This window comes from Streptomyces sp. NPDC093795 (genome assembly GCF_044764665.1).
Classification (GTDB): Bacteria; Actinomycetota; Actinomycetes; order Streptomycetales; family Streptomycetaceae; genus Streptomyces.
This window is the reverse complement of the sequence record NZ_JBIWIO010000006.1, coordinates 151,180-169,980: the sequence shown is the minus strand read 5'-3', so window position 1 is coordinate 169,980 and position 18,801 is coordinate 151,180. Positions and strand designations below refer to the sequence as shown.

General features: G+C 71.3%; 16 protein-coding genes and 2 tRNA genes. 10 read left to right on the top strand and 8 right to left on the bottom strand.

The features are described 5' to 3' along the window. Window positions 1-162 precede the first annotated feature (162 nt). Together ACIRB7_RS18155 and ACIRB7_RS18150 are read left to right on the top strand one after the other, a co-directional pair. Window positions 163-1,041: a glycosyltransferase family 2 protein gene (locus ACIRB7_RS18155; protein ID WP_351210466.1), complete on the top strand. Its 879-nt coding sequence runs from the start codon at window positions 163-165 to the stop codon at window positions 1,039-1,041. Window positions 1,042-1,246: 205 nt separating this feature from the next. After that, complete coding sequence (locus tag ACIRB7_RS18150; RefSeq protein ID WP_403599965.1) at window positions 1,247-4,432, top strand: BTAD domain-containing putative transcriptional regulator; 3,186 nt, start codon at window positions 1,247-1,249, stop codon at window positions 4,430-4,432. A gap of 82 nt (window positions 4,433-4,514) precedes the next feature. On the opposite strand, the gene ACIRB7_RS18145 is transcribed toward ACIRB7_RS18150, so the two are convergent. Together ACIRB7_RS18145 and ACIRB7_RS18140 are read right to left on the bottom strand one after the other, a co-directional pair. Further along, window positions 4,515-5,312 (bottom strand): ABC transporter permease, encoded by a 798-nt coding sequence (locus ACIRB7_RS18145; protein WP_351210462.1) that lies wholly within the window; start codon window positions 5,310-5,312, stop codon window positions 4,515-4,517. A 49-nt stretch (window positions 5,313-5,361) separates the two neighbouring features. After that, window positions 5,362-6,333 (bottom strand): ATP-binding cassette domain-containing protein, encoded by a 972-nt coding sequence (locus ACIRB7_RS18140; protein ID WP_403599226.1) that lies wholly within the window; start codon window positions 6,331-6,333, stop codon window positions 5,362-5,364. A 405-nt stretch (window positions 6,334-6,738) separates the two neighbouring features. Here ACIRB7_RS18140 and ACIRB7_RS18135 point away from each other — a divergent pair, with 405 nt between their 5' ends. Next, the gene (locus tag ACIRB7_RS18135; protein ID WP_403599223.1) at window positions 6,739-7,116 is read left to right on the top strand and encodes a hypothetical protein; all 378 of its coding nucleotides are present in this window, start codon (window positions 6,739-6,741) and stop codon (window positions 7,114-7,116) included. Window positions 7,117-7,379: 263 nt separating this feature from the next. After that, window positions 7,380-7,454: transfer RNA gene (locus tag ACIRB7_RS18130), tRNA-Trp, on the top strand. Window positions 7,455-7,704: 250 nt separating this feature from the next. Here the strand turns inward: ACIRB7_RS18130 and ACIRB7_RS18125 are convergent. Both ACIRB7_RS18125 and ACIRB7_RS18120 read right to left on the bottom strand, forming a co-directional pair. Beyond that, a tRNA-Pro gene (locus ACIRB7_RS18125) sits at window positions 7,705-7,778 on the bottom strand. A gap of 214 nt (window positions 7,779-7,992) precedes the next feature. Continuing rightward, window positions 7,993-8,931 carry a metallophosphoesterase gene (locus ACIRB7_RS18120; RefSeq protein ID WP_403599220.1) on the bottom strand — a complete coding sequence of 313 codons (939 nt, stop codon included), beginning with the start codon at window positions 8,929-8,931 and terminating at the stop codon, window positions 7,993-7,995. 74 nt (window positions 8,932-9,005) lie between these two features. Here ACIRB7_RS18120 and ACIRB7_RS18115 point away from each other — a divergent pair, with 74 nt between their 5' ends. Then, window positions 9,006-9,470: a GatB/YqeY domain-containing protein gene (locus tag ACIRB7_RS18115; RefSeq protein WP_403599218.1), complete on the top strand. Its 465-nt coding sequence runs from the start codon at window positions 9,006-9,008 to the stop codon at window positions 9,468-9,470. Between the two features lie 118 nt (window positions 9,471-9,588). Here the strand turns inward: ACIRB7_RS18115 and ACIRB7_RS18110 are convergent, their stop codons facing one another. Both ACIRB7_RS18110 and ACIRB7_RS18105 read right to left on the bottom strand, forming a co-directional pair. Next, window positions 9,589-11,835, bottom strand: coding sequence for a transglycosylase domain-containing protein (locus tag ACIRB7_RS18110; protein ID WP_403599215.1), 2,247 nt, complete (start codon window positions 11,833-11,835; stop codon window positions 9,589-9,591). A gap of 111 nt (window positions 11,836-11,946) precedes the next feature. Next, window positions 11,947-12,657, bottom strand: a complete 711-nt coding sequence (locus ACIRB7_RS18105) for a hypothetical protein (protein ID WP_403599212.1) — start codon at window positions 12,655-12,657, stop codon at window positions 11,947-11,949. Window positions 12,658-13,152: 495 nt separating this feature from the next. Here ACIRB7_RS18105 and ACIRB7_RS18100 point away from each other — a divergent pair, with 495 nt between their 5' ends. Beyond that, complete coding sequence (locus ACIRB7_RS18100; RefSeq protein ID WP_026058363.1) at window positions 13,153-13,497, top strand: WhiB family transcriptional regulator; 345 nt, start codon at window positions 13,153-13,155, stop codon at window positions 13,495-13,497. Between the two features lie 114 nt (window positions 13,498-13,611). On the opposite strand, the gene ACIRB7_RS18095 is transcribed toward ACIRB7_RS18100, so the two are convergent. Together ACIRB7_RS18095 and ACIRB7_RS18090 are read right to left on the bottom strand one after the other, a co-directional pair. Then, window positions 13,612-15,003, bottom strand: coding sequence for an ArsA family ATPase (locus ACIRB7_RS18095; protein ID WP_403599962.1), 1,392 nt, complete (start codon window positions 15,001-15,003; stop codon window positions 13,612-13,614). A 38-nt stretch (window positions 15,004-15,041) separates the two neighbouring features. Continuing rightward, window positions 15,042-16,004: an ArsA family ATPase gene (locus ACIRB7_RS18090; protein ID WP_403599209.1), complete on the bottom strand. Its 963-nt coding sequence runs from the start codon at window positions 16,002-16,004 to the stop codon at window positions 15,042-15,044. A gap of 173 nt (window positions 16,005-16,177) precedes the next feature. Here ACIRB7_RS18090 and ACIRB7_RS18085 point away from each other — a divergent pair, with 173 nt between their 5' ends. The 4 genes from ACIRB7_RS18085 (at window position 16,178) to ACIRB7_RS18070 (ending at window position 18,761) form a co-directional block, all read left to right on the top strand. Next, on the top strand, window positions 16,178-16,336 hold the full coding sequence (locus ACIRB7_RS18085) for a DUF4177 domain-containing protein (RefSeq protein WP_015034547.1): 159 nt from the start codon (window positions 16,178-16,180) through the stop codon (window positions 16,334-16,336). After that, window positions 16,333-16,803: a RidA family protein gene (locus tag ACIRB7_RS18080; protein ID WP_403599206.1), complete on the top strand. Its 471-nt coding sequence runs from the start codon at window positions 16,333-16,335 to the stop codon at window positions 16,801-16,803. The genes ACIRB7_RS18085 and ACIRB7_RS18080 overlap by 4 nt, the downstream gene beginning before the upstream one ends. A gap of 96 nt (window positions 16,804-16,899) precedes the next feature. Continuing rightward, complete coding sequence (locus tag ACIRB7_RS18075) at window positions 16,900-17,934, top strand: NUDIX hydrolase (protein WP_403599203.1); 1,035 nt, start codon at window positions 16,900-16,902, stop codon at window positions 17,932-17,934. Further along, window positions 17,931-18,761 carry an MBL fold metallo-hydrolase gene (locus tag ACIRB7_RS18070; RefSeq protein WP_403599200.1) on the top strand — a complete coding sequence of 277 codons (831 nt, stop codon included), beginning with the start codon at window positions 17,931-17,933 and terminating at the stop codon, window positions 18,759-18,761. The genes ACIRB7_RS18075 and ACIRB7_RS18070 overlap by 4 nt, the downstream gene beginning before the upstream one ends. The last annotated feature ends 40 nt before the right edge of the window (window positions 18,762-18,801 follow it).

Here is an 18,801-nt window from a genome sequence, read left to right as displayed (position 1 = left end):
CGCCCGCGGCCGGCCCCTCCGAGGCCGCGATCCCGCGCTCCGCGGCCCTCCCGTATGGACATGGTCTGTGATGCGGGTGAACGAAGGATGGCGCCGTCCGGTTAGCATCGCGGCCCGGAGTGAGTGCCGGCGGTGGCCGGTGAGCGTGGAACGGAGTGGGTCGTGGCACGACCTCGTGTAGGTGTGGCGGTACTGACGATGGGCACGCGACCGGTCGAGCTGCGGGCCCTGCTCGACGCCGTGGCCCGGCAGGACGAACCCGCCGCCCGGATCGTCGTCGTCGGCAACGGTACCGGGACGCTCCCGGAGCTCCCCGAAGGCGTCACCGGAGTCGAACTGCCCGAGAACCGGGGCGTGTCGGGCGGCCGGAACGTCGCCATCGAGACGCTGCGCGCGTTCGGTGACGTCGATGTGCTCGTGGACCTGGACGACGACGGGCTGCTCGTCGACACGGACGTCTTCCGGCGCCTGGCCGACCTGTACGAGGAGGACCCGGCCCTGGGCGTCGTGTCGTTCCGCATCGCCGACGAGACGGGCGAGACGCAGCGGCGCCACATCCCGCGCCTCGGCGCGAAGGACCCGATGCGCGGCGGGGAGGTCACGACCTTCCTGGGCGGCGGACACGGCCTGTCGATGGCGATGCTCGACGAGATCGGCGGCTGGCCGGAGGACTTCTTCTTCACCCACGAGGAGACCGACATGGCCTGGCGCGCACTCGACGCGGGCTGGAAGGTCATCTACGAGCCCGCGCTGCTCCTCCAGCACCCGAAGACCAGCCCGGCCCGGCACGCCGTCTACCACCGGATGACCGCCCGCAACCGCGTCTGGCTGGCCAAGCGCAACCTGCCCGCGCTGCTCGTCCCCGTCTACCTGGGCGTGTGGACCCTGCTCACCCTGGCCCGCACCCGCTCCCTGCCGGGCCTCGCGTCCTGGTTCGCCGGCTTCGCGGAGGGCGTACGGCGCTCGGGCGGGCCCCGCCACCCCATGCGCTGGTCCACGGTCCGCCACATGACCCGCCTGGGCCGCCCGCCGGTGATCTAGGGCGGCCGCGATCCCTTTACCGGGGACGCCAGGCGGGTGATGCCGACCCGGCGTCGAAGGGATGATGATCAACATCATCGGGGCCGGTCGGGGGTGACCGGTCCGTAGGGGGAGGGCCGCCGTGGTGCGCGTAGAGCTGCTGGGACCGATACAGGTGTACGCCGACGAGGAGACGCCGGTCGATGTCGGAGGCGTCCGGCTGCGGATGCTCCTCGCCAGGCTCGCCCTCGAAGAGGGCCGGACGGTCTCCGCCGACTCCCTCGTCGACGGCCTGTGGGGAGAGGAACCGCCCGCCGACGCGGCCAACGCGCTCCAGGCCCTGGTCTCCCGGCTGCGCAGGGCACTGCGCGGGTCCGCGACGGTGGAGACCGCGTCCGGCGGCTACCGGCTCCCGGTACGGCCCGAGGACGTGGACGTCCACCGCTTCGAGGAGCTGACCGGCCGGGGCAGACGGGAACTCGCGGCCGGCCGGGCCGCCGAGGCGTCCGCACTCTTCGGGACGGCGCTCGGGCTCTGGCGGGGCGGGGCGCTCGCCGACGTCCTCGACGCGCCGTTCGCCGGGCCCGTCGCGACCCGGCTCGACGACCTGCGGACCGCGGCGACCGAGGACCACTGGGATGCGGAACTGCGCCTCGGACGGTACGGAGCGGTGCTTGCCGACCTCGAAGCGGCCGGAACCGAGCGCCCGTTGAGCGAGCGGGTCGCGGGACTGCGGATGAGGGCGCTGGCAGCGGCCGGACGGCAGTCCGACGCGCTCGCGGTGTACGAGGCGGTACGGGAGCGGCTCGGCGACGAACTCGGCGTCGATCCGTCGGCCGAGCTGCGCGAGATCCACCTGTCCCTGCTGCGGGGCGAGCTGGAGACGCCCGTCGAGCGGGCGCAGGCGGCGGCCCCGAGCCGCCTCCCGGCCAGGCTGACCAGCTTCATCGGCCGCGACGCCGAACTGGACCGACTGGCAAGGCAGCTGGTCCGCAACCGCCTCGTCACCATCGTCGGCCCCGGCGGCGCGGGCAAGACCCGGCTCTCCCTCGAAGCGGCCACCAGGGACCGCGCCCACGCGCGCGGCCGGGCCTGGTTCGTGCCGCTGGCCGGCGTGAGCGCACCGGACCAGCTGGCCGACGCGGTACTCGGCGCCCTCAGCTCCACCGACGGCGGCCTCTACGACGCCGGCCAGGGGCAGCGGGCCACCCCGGTCGAGCGCATGGCCGGGCTCCTCGGCAGCGGCGACGCCCTGCTCCTGCTCGACAACTGCGAGCACCTCGTCGATGCGGCGGCGGAACTCACGGCCGAACTCCTGGACCAGCTGCCCGAGTTGCGTATCCTCACCACGAGCCGCGAGGCCCTCGCCATCACCGGCGAGTCACTGTGCCACCTCGGCCCCCTCGCCGTACCGACGGGAACACCGGAGCCCGCCGAAGCCGCGCAGTCGCCCGCCGTCCGCCTCTTCGTCGACCGGGCCGCCGGAATCCGGCCGGACTTCACACTCGACGACAGGAGCCTCGACGCGGCGACCCGCAGCGCGGAGTCCGTCGGCACCGAGCCGGCCGGCACCGGACCGGCCGGCACCGGACCGGCCGGGCCCGGGCCCGCAGGCAGCCCGCCCCTCAACCCCCCTTCCCTCAACCCCCCTCCCCTCGACGTCTCGACCCTCGACGCCGTGGTCGAGATCTGCCGGCGACTCGACGGCGTCCCGCTCGCACTCGAACTGGCGGCGGCGAAGCTCCGTTCGATGAGCGTCGAGCAGATCGCGCGCCGCCTGGACGACCGCTTCCGCCTCCTCGCCTCGGGCAGCCGCACCGCCCTGCCCCGCCAGCGCACCCTGCTCGCGCTCGTCGAGTGGAGCTGGGACCTCCTGGACGAACCCGAGCGGACCCTCGCCCGCAGACTGTCGGTGTTCCCGGGCGGCGCGACCGTCCCCGCGCTCGAAGCGGTCTGCGCGGACCCGACGCTCCCGGCCGACGACATCCCGTACGTCCTGGACGCCCTGGTGGAGAAGTCGCTGGTCGGCGTCGTCGACGAAGGGGCGGGCGAGCCGCGCTACCGGATGCTGGAGACGGTACGCGCGTACGCGGCGCGGCAACTCGCCACCGCCGAGCCCGGGGACACCGTCACGCGCCGCTACGCCGCGTACTTCCTGGCGCTCGCGGAGGAGTACGAACCCCGCCTCCGCACCGGCGAACAGCTGCGCGCGATCGAGGTCTTCGACGCCGAACACGACAACCTCGTCCACGCGCTCCGCACGGTCGCCGACGCGGGGGCCGGGGACCTGGCCGCACGCTTCGCCGGGGCGATGTTCTGGTACTGGGGGATCAGGGGCCTGAGCACGCGCCTGGACACGTACCTGCCGAAGGCCGCGGCCGGTGGTGGTGGCGGTGACCGCCCGACGGCCGAGGGCGAGTCGGCGACGGCGCGCGAGTTCCACCCGGCGGCGCTGCTCCTACGGATGTCCCAGGTCTCGCTCCCCGCGGGCTCAGGGCAGCCCGCGGCAGCGAACCAGGAGGACCCGCTGAACTCACCCGACCCCTGGGTGCGGGCCGGCGCCCACCTGGCACGGGACTTCGCGCTCACCGAACAGGGCGACCTGGTCACCGGCGCCGAGTCCCGGATCGAGGCCCTGCGCGGCTTCGAGGAGGTGGGCGACCGCTGGGGGCTCGTGATGAGCCTGCTCCCGATCGGCCGTGACCACTCGCTGCGGGGCGAGTACGCCCAGGCCATCGCCACCTTCGAACGGACGGTGGTGCTCAGCTCCGAACTCGGCACCGAGGACTACCTCTACCTCAGCAAGGCCCGGCTCGCCCGCGAACGCCGGCGCAGCGGCGACCTGGCAGGCGCCTTCCGCGACCTGCACGCCGCACACCGCCAGGCCCGCGAGCAGGGACAGCTCCGCCTGGAGGTCAACATCCTGGTGGGCCTCGCCAATGTGCACCGCAGGGCCGGTGACCTGGCGCAGTCCGACGCGACGCTCGACCGCCTCGAAGCGCTGAGCGCCCGGCGGCCCTCCCTCCGGGGCCTTGCCCGCGACCTGATCGTCAGCACCCGCGTCGAGAACCGTCTCGCGGAGGGGGACGCGGTGCGGGCCCGAGCCCTGCTGCCCGAGGCGGCCGGCTCCCTGTTCGGCCAGGGGGCGGGCGCCGCGCTGGCCTGGGTGGCGGAACTCCTCGGCGGACTGAGGACCTTGGAGGGCGCCCCGGAGGAGGGCGCGAGGGCGCTGGGCATGAGCCAGGTGATGCGCGGCGCCTTCGACTGGGGCGAGCCGGAGTGGCGCGAGCTGGTCGACCGCATCGTGGCGACGCTGGGCGAGGAGGGCTTCCGGAGCGCGTACGACGAGGGGGCCGCGTACTCCCGTACGGACGCGCTGAGGTGGCTGGAGACGGAGACGCTGCGGGGCTGACGGGAGCGGGGGGAACGCCGAAAGCCGGGCGGGCCCCGCACCAAGGGTGCGGACCCGCCCGGCTTTCGGCGTCACATGAGGATCATCCGGCATTCTTCCGATAGGCGCGCATGGCCAGCGGGAAGAAGACCACGATCACACCGGCCATCCAGGCGAAGGTGCCGGCCAGGGAGCCGGCGACGGGGCCGCCGTTGAGCAGACCGCGGACCGCGTCGGCCACCAGGGAGACGGGGTTGACGTCGGACCAGGCCTGGAGCCAGCCGGCCATGTCCTCGCGGGGCACGAAGACGTTGCTGGCGAAGGTGAGCGGCAGGATCAGGATGGTCATGAGGCCCTGCACGGAGGCGGGGTTCTTGATCAGCATGCCGAGGTAGACGGAGATCCACGAGAAACTGAGGGCGAAGCCGACGAGAAGGGCGAGCGCGGCGAGCGAGGCGACCGGGCCGGTCTCGACGCGGTAGCCCATGACCAGGGCGAGGACGACCAGGGTGGCCAGGCAGACGACGTAGCGGACGATGTCGGCGAGGACGGCGCCGATCAGCGGGCCGGAGCGGGCGATCGGCATGCTGCGGAACCGGTCGAAGATTCCTGTACTGGCGTCCGCGCAGAGCGAGGCGCCGATGCCGACGCTGGCCTGGAAGACGGCCATGACCATGACGCCCGGGGTGACGAGCTGCAGGTAGCGGTCGGTGTCGCCGCCGGACATGGCCTCCCCGAAGAGGTACACGAACATCAGGAGGCTGATGATCGGGGTGAGGATCACGTCGACCAGCTGGATCGGCGACTTCATGAACTTGGTGACGCCGCGGCCGGCGAGGGCGAAGCTGTGCTGGGCGGTCTGGGCGAGGCTGATACGGCTGGGAAGCTCGGCGTGGCTCATGACGGGGTCCTCTCGGAAGTCCTGGGGGCGAAGCGGGGAAGCGGCGGTCTCAGACGGCCACGGACTGCGCAGCGGCGTCGGCGGGGGCGACGGTGGGCGCGTGTCCGGTCAGGGCGAGGAAGACCTCGTCGAGGCTGGGCAGCCGCAGGCCGAGTTCGTCGGCGGTGATACCGGCGCCGTCCAGGCGGCGGGCGACGGCCGCGACGATCAGCGGTTCGTCGGCGGGGACGGTGAGCACGCCGGAGTCCTGGGCGGGGGTGTGCCCGGTCAGCTCGGCGAGCATCCCGGCGACGTGCGGCACATCGGCGGCGACGGTGGGCCGGACCTGGAGGATCTGGCCGCCGACGCGGCGCTTGAGCTCACCGGGCCGGCCTTCGGCGACCTTGCGGCCCTTGTCGAAGACGGTGATGGAGTCGGCGAGCTGGTCGGCCTCCTCCAGGTACTGGGTGGTGAGCAGCACCGTGGAACCGTCGGCGACCAACTGCCGCACCACGTCCCAGACTTCCTGCCGGGCGTGCGGGTCGAGACCGGTGGTGGGCTCGTCGAGGAAGAGTACCTGCGGCCGGCCGACCAGGGAGGCGGCCAGGTCGAGCCGCCGCCGCATACCGCCGGAGAAGGTGGCGATCGGCTTGCGGGCCGCCTCGGTGAGGGAGAACTTCTCCAGGAGCTCGGCCCCCCGCGCCTTCGCGTCGCGCCGCGACAGACCGAGCAGCCGCCCGATGAGCACCAGGTTCTCGGCACCGGAGAGGGTCTCGTCCACGGAGGCGTACTGCCCGGTGAGCCCGATCAGCTGCCGCACCTTGACCGGGTCCTTGACGACGTCGTGCCCGCCGATGGTGGCGTGCCCGCCGTCGGGGCGCATCAGCGTGGCAAGAATGCGCACGGTGGTGGTCTTGCCGGCCCCGTTGGGCCCCAGCACCCCGACGACCTTCCCGGCCGGCACCTCCAGATCGACACCGTCCAGGGCGGTGAAGTCCCCGTACTTCTTGACCAGTCCCTCGGCCCGGATCGCGTACCCCATGTCCACCATCTCCTTGTCAGTTCCTCGCCGCTCTCGACGCCCCTGACAATGCCGCCCCCACCTGACACCCCCCGGCCAACCACCTGACAGCCGCCGCAGCCGGCTGTCAGCCCCTGTTAGCGCAGGACGCAACGGGGGGCGGGGGTGGGGAAAACAAAACAGGTGAGCCACCGACCGAAACCGGCAGGTGGCTCACCTGGTGATACAGCTGTCGGGGTGGCGGGATTTGACCCCACGAACTCTTCGCCCCGAAGCAACCCGGGTGGAGGCTCTGCCTTGGGCTGGTGCATCTCTCACCTGCGCTGATGGTTCGCAGCCGTCCGCGCTTGTCCGCCGCTGTTCGGCGGCGTTGTCACGTAGTTGGACACGCACCCGGACGCCCGGGACAGCAACTATGCTCCGCACATGCGCCACTTGGTCGAGTCGTTCGCTGTCAGTGCCCTCAGGCGCGGTCAGGGCATTGAGCAGTTCCTCGGAGCGGCCGGCACCCCATCGACCCCGGGTGTTCGGTGGGTCGGAATCGAGCCGACCAAGAGTGGGTACGTGGTGACACTCCACGAGGCAGAGGACGTAGGTCACGAGCAGTTTTGCGATCTGCTGGAGTTTCCGCCCCTCGACCCCGACGACGAATTCGGTCTGGAACTGACTGTCTGCGATGACGAGGTCGCGGCGATGGCTGAAGCGGAAGCTCAGACGGGTGCACGTCGTAATCGCTGGGTGAACGCTGGCGTCGCTGGTGATGAGTATCTCGACTTCGTCCGCGCGGGCCGCGCCACACCGTGAGGTCGCTGGGGTCGTGAGTGGAGGGCGTTCCATGTCGGCCTCGACCTTGAAAACCGTCGGGGCAGCGATGTCACCGTGGGTTCAAATCCCGCACCCACCGCAGGTAAACGGCCCCTGACCAGGCAGATCGGTCGGGGGCCGTCCTTGCGTGCGTTGCCCGTCAACCACCGTGGTGCCCCGTCAGCTCCCGGCCGCACGGGCATGCCAAGGGCACGGATGCCACCTCGGCAGCAGGCAGGAGTCCTTAGGATGGCGGGCGGGGCGGAGCTGTAGCGCAGAGGTCGTCGCGCGCGGTCTCCAAAATCGCGAGGACGCCGGTTCGAATCCGGCTGGTTCTGCCCTCTGTCCCGCTGGAAGTGATCTCCCGCCTCGTCGGGCACTCGGGGACGGCCGTGACCGAGGAGGTCTACCGGAAGCAGATCCGGCCCGTGATTCAGACCGGGGCTGTGGTCATGGACGGGATCTTCGGCGCCGACCCGCAGCGGCCGTAGACACGCGGGGAGCGGTAGTCACGCAGGTAGACACGCAGAAAGAAACAGGTGAGGCACCTACTCTTGAGAGTAGGTGCCTCACCTGCTGTTTTGGCTGTCGGGGTGGCGGGATTTGAACCCACGACCTCTTCGTCCCGAACGAAGCGCGCTGCCAAGCTGCGCTACACCCCGATGTCGCTGCTCTGCTCTACGCGTCGCGGCGACATCGCTTACTTTAGCCCACGCGCGCGCTGAGGCGAAATCCGGTTTTCGGGGGGTCGCGGCGCAGGTCGGATGCGGTCCAGGCCGACGATCGCCAGGCCCAGGGCGCGGAAGGCCGCCGCGTACGGCCGGCGGGCGGTGGGGACCACGGCGGCGGCCGGAGCGGTCGGTACTCCTCGCACGGTCAGGCGCGGGCCGTCAGGGTGAGCAGGGTGACCTCGGGCGGGCAGGCGAAGCGGACCGGGGTGTAGCGGTTGGTGCCGCAGCCCGCAGAGACGTGCAGGTAGGAGGTGTGGTCGCCCGCCGTGTGGGTGGAGAGGCCCTTGACCCGGTCGGTGTCCAGGTCGCAGTTGGTGACGAGCGCCCCGTAGAAGGGGACGCACAGCTGTCCGCCGTGGGTGTGCCCCGCGAGGATCAGCTCGTACCCGTCGGCCGTGAACGCGTCGAGCGAGCGCAGGTACGGGGCGTGCACCACGGCAAGGGTGAAGTCGGCCGTGGCGTCGGGCCCGCCGGCCACCTGGTCGTACCGGTCGCGCTTGATGTGCGGGTCGTCGAGGCCGGTGAACGCGAGGTCCGCCTGCGGCAGCTTGAGCCGGCCGCGGGTGTTGGTGAGGTTCACCCAGCCCGCCGCGTCGAACGCGTCCCGCAACCCCTCCCAGGGGTTGTGGACGGCGCCGACGGCGGGCTTGTTGCCGTTGAGGCCGTGCCTGCCCTGCGCCTTCTCCAGGAGATAGCGGGCGGGGTTGCGGAGCTTGGGCCCGTAGTAGTCGTTGGACCCGAAGACGTACACCCCCGGGAACTCCATCAGCGGGCCGAGCGCGTCGAGCACCTCCGGCACCGCCTCCGGGTCGGAGAGGTTGTCGCCGGTGTTGACGACGAGGTCCGGGCGGAGCCCCGCGAGGGAGTGGAGCCAGGCCCGCTTCTTGCGCTGGCCGCTCACCATGTGGATGTCGGAGACCTGGAGGACCCGCAGGTCGTTCATGCCCGGTGGCAGCACCGGGACCGTCACGCGGCGGAGCCGGAACGAGCGGGCCTCGAAGCCTGCCGCGTAGACGATTCCGGCGGCGGCCGTCGCCGTGAGGCCTGCCGTGATCTTCAGGGGGATCCCGTAGCGTGCGCGCATCCCCCCATCGTCGCAGACCCGCGGAGCGTAAATGTGCGGGCGGGTGAGGCGGCCCACCTGCCACACTTGACCCCATGACCACGCTCAAGGAGAAGCTCAAGGCCGACCTCAACGCCGCGATCAGGGGACGCGACGAACTGCGTTCCTCGACCCTGCGGCTGACCATCACCGCGATCACCAAGGAGGAGGTCGCGGGCAAGACCAAGCGCGAACTCTCCGACGACGAGGTGCAGAAGGTGATCGCCAAGGAGGCGAAGAAGCGCCGTGAGGCCGCGGACGCCTTCGCCCAGGGCGGCCGTCTCGAGTCCGCCGAGCGGGAGAAGGCGGAGGGCGTCATCCTCGACGCGTACCTGCCGAAGCAGCTCAGCGACGAGGAGCTCGACGGGATCGTCGCCGAGGCCGTCGAGGAGGCGAAGACGGCGGGCGCCGAGGGGCCGCGTGCCATGGGCGCCGTCATGAAGATCGTGAACCCGAAGGTGGCCGGCCAGGCCGACGGCGGGCGTGTCGCCGCCTCCGTGAAGAAGCTGCTCGCGGGCTGATCCGCGGAAGCGGTAGCGGTAGCGGTAGCGGTACGTCCCGCAGAAGTACGAGAGAGGGGGCCCCCCCCCGGGGGGGGCCCCCCTCTCTCGTATCGGTACCGGTACCGGTGTCAGTACGTCAGCGGTTTCCGCCGCGGCCGTTCCCGTTGCCGTTTCCGCCGTCGCCGATCCCGCCGATCAACCCGGGGAACGGGTTGGTCGGGGGCTTCGTGTCGCCAGGCTTGGCGTCGCCCGGCTTACCCGGCTTCCCCGGCTTGTTCGGGCCGGCGCCGCCCTCCTTGTCCTTGGGCTTCTCGGCCCGCGGTACGGCGATGGGGGCGAAGCGCGGCGTCTCGGCGGCGTCCAGGGCGCCCGTCATCGCGATCTTCCAGATCGGCCCGGGGAGGCAGCCACCGCAGACCTTGTCGTAGACCTCGCCGCCGATGGTGATGTTGTACATCGACTGCTTCTCGCCGACGTCGTCACCGACCCAGACGGCGGTGGACAGGTTCGGGGTGTAGCCGACGAACCAGGCGTCCTTGCGGTCGTTCGTCGTACCGGTCTTGCCCGCGTTGTCGCGGTCGCTGAGACCGGCCTTCGTACCCGTGCCGTCCTCGACGACGCCCTTCAGCATCTGGTTGATCAGGTCGGCGGTGCGCTCGCTCATCGCCCGCGTGCACTTGGTCTGCGGCACGTTCAGCTTGTCGCCGTTGGCGGCCTTGACCGAGTCGATGGCGACCGGGGTGCAGTAGATGCCGCGGTTGGCGAAGGTCGAGTAGACGGCCGCCATGTCGAGCGGGGTGCTCTCCTGGGCGCCGAGGGTGACGGACGGCAGCTGCTGGAGCCGCTTGCCGAGCTCGCGCTCGTATCCGACGTTCTTCGCCATCGTCAGCGTCTCGCAGAGGCCGGCCATCTGCTCCAGCTTGGCGAAGTACGTGTTGATGGACTTGCCGAGGGCGCTGGTCATGTCATAGGCGCCCTTCTCCGACTCGACCTCGTTGCCGATCTCCCAGTTGGCGTACCCCGCCGGCTTGCCGTCGCAGCGGGTGTAGTCCTTCTCCGGGATGTTGATCTTCCACGGGGTGTCGAAGCTCGTCGCCGGGCTGATGCCCTTCTCCAGGGCAGCCGCCGCCGTGATCGGCTTGAAGGTCGAGCCGACCTGGAAGCCGTACGTCGTGCCGCCCATCTTGCTGCCGACGGCGAGGTTCAGCGTCGTCTGGTTCTGCTTCTGGTCCAGGCCGTACGGGCGGGACTGGCCCATCGAGAGGATCTTGCCGGTGCGGGGCTGGACCTGCACCACCGAGGCGGCGACCGGGTCGTCCTTGTTGATCTTCGCGACGGCGGCCTCGTTGGCGGCGGCCTGGGCGCGCGGGTCGAGCGTGGTCTTGACGGTGAGGCCGCCCAGGTTCCACAGCTTCTGGCGCTCCTCGGCCGTCTTCCCGAAGACCGGGTCGGTGAGGATCGTCTTGCGGACGTAGTCGCAGAAGAAGCCGGCGCCGTCGACGGCGGTGATGCAGCCGTTCTTCGGGGACTTGACCTTCAGCTTGAGCGGGGCGGCCATCGCCTTCTCCGCCTCGGCCTGGCTGATGTCCTTCACGTCGGCCATCCGCTGGAGGACCACGTTCCGCCGCTTGGTGGCTTCCTGGATGTCGTTGATCGGGTCGTAGCGGCTCGGCGACTGGACGAGACCGGCCATCATCGCCGCCTCGCCCAGGTTCAGGTCGGCGGCGGGCTTGGAGAAGTACCGCTGGGAGGCGGCCTCGATGCCGTACGCCTGCTGCCCGAAGAAGGTGATGTTGAGGTAGTTCTCCAGGATCTTCTTCTTGCCCAGCTCCTCCTCGACCTGGATCGCGAACTTCAGCTCGCGGATCTTGCGGCCGATGGTCTGCTGGGTGGCCTGCGCGACCTTCTCGGGGTCGTCACCGGCCTCCTCGACGAAGACGTTCTTCACGTACTGCTGGGTGAGGGTGGACGCGCCCTGCGCGACCCCGCCCTCCTGCGCGTTGCGGTTGATCGCGCGCAGCACGCCCTTGAGGTCGATCGCCCCGTGCTCGTAGAAGCGGCCGTCCTCGATCGCGACGATCGCCTTCTGCATGTACGGGGAGATCTTCTCCAGCGGCACGACCTTGCGGTCCCGCGAGTACACCGTGGCGAGGAGACCACCCTCGGAGTCGAGGATCGTGGTGCGCTGACTCAGCGGTGGGGTCTTCAGGTTGGAGGGGATCTCGTCGAACCCCTCGACCGTCCCCTTCGCGGCCAGCCCGAGTGCACCGGCGGCGGGCAGGGCGATGCCCGCCAGCACGGCTCCGGAGAGCACACTGACACCAAGGAACTTGGCGGCCTGCTGGGTCCCGGTCAGACCACCGCCCGAGCGCTTCTTTGCCATGGGGGCAGCCTAATCCGTAGTGATGAGCGAACCGCAGGAGCATGGGCTGTTCGGAGCGTTCGAGTACCAGACCGTGACATCCAGAGGCAGCCGGGCCGTCGAGGCCTCCTGTCAGTGGGGAGTGAGACAGGCTTCGAGAGCGGCTCGCTGGTGCGGGGGGAGGTGGTCACCGAGGGGGACCTTGCGGGGGCTGTGATCGCCTTCGCAGATCCAGCTCCGCTCGTCCTCGTCGAACCACCACTCCTCGGCACCCCACATGGGGTGCCCCTGGAGCAGACGCCGGGCCAATGCCTCGCTCCCCTCGCTCGCCTCGGGAGCGCCCTGGGCGACGAGCGCCCGGGCCACGGCCGTCATGGCCTCCGCCGGAACCGCGGCGTCCCCGAGAACCGGCAGTAGGAGAAGGAGGCGGGCGTGAGGGTCGGTGACGCCCGCGGCGCCCGGCGGCGCCTCTATCAGGGCGGCGAGCTCGGGCCAGCACAGTCCGGGGCCGATGCGGTCCTGATCGTCGCCGGCCAGGACGAGATCCTGGCTCCAGTCGGGATGCGTGAGGAAGTAGTCCCTGGTCGTGAACTCCTCGCCGCTGTTGGAGTGCACGACGATCGTGAACCCGCCGGCCAGGGGCACCGTGAACATCGGCCACTCCGATGGTGCGTGGAGCCGGTCCAGCATGGCGTCGGCATCGCCCGCGTCCGAACCGAAGACCTCCGGCCCGAAGCCCTCGGTCAGGTCCGCCAGGTACGCCGGCCAGAAGCCGGGCTCATCCAGGAGCGAATGCCCGTCCACGACGGGCGCCGAGGCGTACGAGTGCCGTGCCATCACCATGCCGGGATTCTCTCCGAGCGGTCGGAACTGTTCGAAGACCCCGGCCCTCGCGGCCGACCGGTTTGACGGCACAGCGACGCGAGGTGTCTACGTTCTCATTCGCCGGACACACGTAGATGCCTTGGCCTAAGCTGCTCCCAACTGTCACAGCAGTGTGGTCTGGCATCAAGACCCGGGTGTGACATCGGCATGAATTCCCGTGACCCCGAATCATGGGGACCTCGTGTCCGATTCCGGCTCATGCGTCACACGGTGTCCGAAGTGACCCCGTCGAGGAAGCGCGTATCCGCTCGGGTATGTCCGCTATCACACGCATGTCCTTCGATCACTCCCCTGGGTGATCTGACGCGCACGCATAGTCCGTTCGGGCCATCCAAGATTGGGCCCGAAGGGGGTGTTGCGCTGTGCCCACCTTCCGTAACGTCCCAACTGGCAGCGGTGAATATGCCGCTGCCGCCGTGGGGGAGCCTCGATTCGGGAGAGGACGGCGCCGGTATGGGCTGGGTAGCTGACTGGAGTGCGCAGGCGGCCTGCCGCACTACCGATCCGGATGAACTTTTCGTGCAGGGAGCGGCACAGAACAGGGCAAAGGCGGTGTGCACCGGATGCCCGGTGCGGACCGAGTGCCTCGCCGACGCCCTCGACAACCGCGTGGAGTTCGGCGTGTGGGGCGGCATGACGGAGCGCGAGCGCCGTGCCCTGCTGCGCCGCAGGCCGACCGTCACCTCGTGGCGGCGGCTCCTGGAGACCGCGCGCACGGAGTACGAGCGGGGAGCGGGCCTGCTGCCCGTGGCGATGGAGGACGACGCGACGTACGAGGCGTACGCCGCGGTGGGCTAGGCCCCGTCAGACCGATGGCCTACGTCAGACCGAGGGTCTTGGTCGAGCCGTCCGTCAGGCCGACGGTGTTCGTCGAACCGTCCGTCAGGCCGACGGTCTTCGTCGAACCGTCCGTCAGACCGACGGTCTTCGTCCGGCCGTGAGCCGGTCACCGATGGTCCGCAGCCCGGCGAGGTCGTGCACATCGCCGGGCAGGGCCGCCACCTCGGTCACCGCCACCTCGGGGTGGAGCGCGGTGAAGCGGTCACGCGTGCGCTGCTCACGCGTGAGCACCCGCATGCGCTCGGCATGCAGGCGCAGAAGTCCCGCGGTGAGATGACGTACGTCCCTATCGGTCGTGCTGTCTGCCGTGCTGTCTGCCGTGTCGTCGGTCGGACTGTCAGCCGTGCTGTCTTGCGGCGTGCCCTGGTCGGCTGTGGGGGCAGCCTCGGGCACGGGATTTGCGGCGGCGGTGGCGAGGTCGGACGGCTCGGGCTCCGTGGTCGGGGAGCCACTCCGCTCAGTCTTCCCGCCCCCCTGATCCACAATCCGCCCCTCGTCAAGATTTTCCGCGGCGGCCCGCGCCCGCTCGGCCGACAGCCGGGCGGCCCCACTGCCGTGGACCCGGTTGAGGACGAGACCGGCCAGCGGCATCTCCTCGGCGGCCAGCCGCTCCACGAAGTACGCGGCCTCGCGCAGCGCGTCCCGCTCCGGCGTGGCCACCACGAGGAAGGCCGTGCCCGGGGCCTGGAGCAGCTTGTACGTGGCGTCGGCGCGGGTCCGGAAGCCGCCGAACATCGTGTCCATCGCCGCGACGAACGTCTGCACGTCCTTCAGGAACTGACCCCCGAGCAGCTTCCCCAGGGTCCCCGTCATCATCGACATGCCGACGTTGAGGAACTTCATCCCGGCCCGGCCGCCCACCTTCGCCGGTGCCATCAGGAGCTTGATGAACTTCCCGTCGAGGAACGACCCGAGCCGCTTCGGCGCGTCCAGGAAGTCCAGGGCGGACCGGGACGGCGGGGTGTCCACGACGATCAGGTCCCACTCGTCGCGCGCCCGGAGCTGGCCCAGCTTCTCCATCGCCATGTACTCCTGCGTACCGGCGAACCCGGCGGACAGGGACTGGTAGAAGGGGTTCTCCAGGATCGCCCGGGCCCGCTCGGGGTCCGCGTGCGCCTCGACGATCTCGTCGAAGGTCCGCTTCATGTCCAGCATCATGGCGTGCAGTTGACCGCCGTCGGAGCCCTTGATGCCGGCGACCTCGCGCGGGGTGTTGTCGAGGGAGTCGATCCCCATCGACTGGGCGAGACGACGGGCCGGGTCGATGGTGAGGACGACGACCCGCCGGCCCCGCTCCGCCGCCCGTACGCCGAGGGCCGCGGCCGTGGTCGTCTTGCCGACCCCGCCGGCTCCGCAGCAGACGATGATGCGGGTGCCCCGGTCGTCGAGGATCGGGTCGAGGTCGAGGACCGGAACCGGGTCGAGGGCCGGAGCCGGAACGTCGAGCTCCAGGTCCGGAACCATGTCGGGCCCGCCCTCGGCGGAGCCCGCAGCCTTCTCCGTCACGCGCCCACCCCTTGCTTCCGCAGTTCCTTCGCCAGCCGGTAGAGCCCCGCGATGTCCGCCCCGTCCCCCAGGTAGGGGAGCTCGTACGAAGGGACGCCGATGTCGTCCAGGACCGCGCGCTGTGTCCGCTCCAGCTCCACCCGCCGGGCGTGCTCGGCCGCCTGGTCGAGCAGCGGCTCGACGAGCGTCGTGCCGCCGGTGACGCCGGCGGAGACCAGGGTCCTGGCGATCGCGTCCCGGTGGTCGCCGGAGGCGGCCCGTACCGCTGCCTCGTCGAGGACGTGCGGCCGGACCATGTTCACCACGACCCGCCCCACCGGCAGTTCGGCCGCGCGGAGCTCCGCGACGCCGTCCGCGGTCTCCTGGACCGGCATCTCCTCCAGGAGGGTCACCAGATGGACCGCCGTCTCCGGGGACTTGAGGACCCGCATGACGGCCTGCGCCTGGTTGTGTATCGGACCGATCCTCGCCAGGCCCGCCACCTCGTCGTTGACGTTGAGGAAGCGGGTGATGCGGCCCGTGGGCGGCGCGTCCATGACCACGTGGTCGTACGTGTGGCCGCCGTGCTTCTCGCGCCGCCGGACGGCCTCGCAGGCCTTGCCGGTCAGCAGGACGTCCCGTACGCCCGGCGCTATCGTCGTCGCGAAGTCGATCGCGCCGAGCTTCTTCAGGGCCCGCCCCGCGCTGCCCAGTTTGTAGAACATCTGGAGGTAGTCGAGGAGCGCGCGCTCGGCGTCGATCGCCAGCGCGTACACCTCCCCGCCGCCCGGGGCGACGGCGATCTTGCGCTCCTCGTACGGAAGGGCTTCCGTCTCGAAGAGCTGTGCGATGCCCTGCCTGCCTTCGACCTCGACGAGGAGGGTGCGCTTGCCCTCCGTCGCGAGGGCGAGGGCGAGGGCGGCGGCGACCGTCGTCTTACCGGTACCACCCTTGCCGCTGACGACCTGGAGCCTGCTCACGTAGTCGAGCCTAACCACTGGCGGCGGCGCCCAATCAGGTGGCCGCCCCGGAGAAGCTCCCTAGGGGGAGCTTCGGGGTGGGCCTCGGTGAGGACTTCGGGGTGAGCCTCGGAGGGGAGCTTCCGGGGCCGCCTCGAAGAGCTGCCCGGCGGCCAGCGGATACAGTCGGGCCCATGACCAAGTGGGAGTACGTCACGGTGCCGCTTCTGGTGCACGCGACCAAGCAGATTCTGGACACCTGGGGCGAGGACGGCTGGGAGCTCGTCCAGGTCGTGCCCGGGCCGAACAACCCCGAGCAGCTCGTGGCCTACCTGAAGCGGGCCAAGTCGTGAGCGGGGCCGTCGAGGCGAAGCTCGCCGAGCTGGGCCTGACCCTGCCGGCGGTCGTGCCGCCCCTGGCCGCCTACCAGCCGGCCGTGCAGTCCGGCGTGTACGTCTACACCTCGGGCCAGCTCCCGATGGTGGACGGCAAGCTCCAGCTGACCGGCAAGGTCGGCGGCGAGGTCACCGCCGAGGAGGCCAAGCAGCTCGCGGCCACCTGCGCGCTGAACGCGCTCGCGGCCGTGAAGTCGGTCGCCGGTGACCTGGACCGGATCAAGCGGGTCGTGAAGGTCGTCGGGTTCGTCGCCTCCGCCCCCGACTTCACCGGACAGCCCGGCGTCATCAACGGCGCCAGCGAGCTGCTCGGCGCGGTCCTCGGCGACAAGGGCGTGCACGCGCGCAGCGCCGTCGGCGTGGCCGTGCTGCCGCTCGACGCCCCGGTCGAGGTCGAGGTCCAGGTGGAGCTCGTCGAGGCCTGACCTCCCGTCGTACGTCAATACGTCACGCAGAGCCGGTTCACCCGTCAGGGAGGATCGGCTCTCGTGCATTCCGGTGCTTGCGCATAGCATCCGGCCATGTCGAATGGTCAGCCGAAGCAGCCGAGCGAGCCGAACGATCGGCCGGAGCGGGCGGGTCAGCCGCCGCGGTCGAGCGCGCCGAGTCCGTCGGAGCCGTCCGGCGAACCCGGTCCGACGGAGCCGTCCGGCGAACCCGGCCCGACGGAGCCGTCGGTCCGGCCCCAGCGGGCGAACGGTCAGTGGTACCCGCCCGAGTGGCCCGACCGCATCCGCGCCCTCGCCGCCGGTGAGCTCACCCCGGTGACGCCCCGGCGCGCCGCGACCGTCCTGCTCCTGCGCGACGGGTCGGCCGGGCCCGACGTCCACATGCTGCGCCGCCGTACCTCCATGGCCTTCGCGGGCGGCGCGTACGCCTACCCCGGCGGCGGTGTCGACCCGCGCGACGAGCACCCGGTGCGCTGGGCGGGGCCCTCCCGTGAGACCTGGGCGGCCCGGCTCGGCCTCGACGACCCCGCGCAGGCCCAGGCCGTGGTCTGCGCCGCCGTACGCGAGACGTACGAGGAGGCGGGCGTCCTGCTCGCCGGCGAGACCGAGGAGGGGGTCGTCGGCGACACGACCGGCGAGGAGTGGGAGCGGGACCGGGAGGCGCTCGTCGCCCGGGAGCTGTCCTTCGCCGATTTCCTGGACCGGCGCGGGCTCGTGCTCCGCTCCGACCTGCTCGGCGCGTGGGCCCGCTGGATCACGCCGGAGTTCGAACAGCGCCGGTACGACACGTGGTTCTTCGTGGCCGTGCTGCCGGCCGGGCAGCGCACCCGGAACGCCTCCACGGAGGCCGACCGCACCGTCTGGATCCGCCCGGCGGAGGCCGCCGCAGGCTACGACCGGGGTGAGCTGACGATGATGCCGCCGACGATCTCGACCCTGCGCGCCCTGGAGGGGTACGGCACGGCGGCCGAGGCCCTCGCGGCGGCGGAGGGGCGGGATCTGACCCCCGTGCTCGCCCACGCGCGCGTGGAGGGCGAGGAACTGGTCCTGAGCTGGCCGGGGCACGAGGAGTTCACGAAGATCATCCCCGTGGAGGGCGAGCGATGAGCGACGCCGCCGCCCTGCCGGGACAGCCGCGCGGACTCGTGGTCACCGGGCCCGCGACCGACCGTGCCGTGAACGTCCTGGCGCCGAACCCCTCCGCGATGACCCTCGACGGCACCAACACCTGGCTCCTGTCCGAGCCCGGCTCCGACCTCGCCGTCGTCGTCGATCCGGGCCCGCTCGACGAGGCCCATCTGCGCCGGGTGATCGAGACGGCCGAGAAGCTCGGCAAGCGGATCGCGCTCACCCTGCTGACCCACGGCCACTGGGACCACGCGGAGGGCGCCGGCCGCTTCGCGGAGCTGACGAGGACGGCCGTACGGGCCCTGGACCCGGCGCTGCGGCTCGGCGACGAGGGGCTCGGAGCGGGGGACGTGGTGACGGTCGGCGGCCTGGAGCTGCGGGTCGTCCCGACGCCCGGCCACACCTCGGACTCGCTCTCCTTCCACCTGCCCGCCGACCGTGCGGTGCTCACGGGCGACACGATCCTGGGGCGCGGGACGGCGATGGTGGCGCATCCGGACGGGCGGCTCGGCGACTACCTGGACTCGCTGCGACGGCTCCGCTCGCTCACCGTCGACGACGGGGTGCGGACGGTCCTGCCGGGGCACGGGCCGGTCCTGGAGGACGCGCAGGGGGCCGTGGAGTTCTATCTGGCGCACCGGGCGAGCCGGCTCGCGCAGGTCGAGACGGCGGTCGCGAGCGGTCACCGGACGGCGGCGGAGGTCGTCGCCCATGTGTACGCGGACGTGGACCGCTCGCTGTGGCCGGCGGCCGAGCTGTCCGTACGGGCGCAGCTGGAGTTCCTGGGGGAGCGGGGCCCCGTGTAGCGAGACGTCACGATCCTGTCCCGAGGCGGCCCCCGGCCCT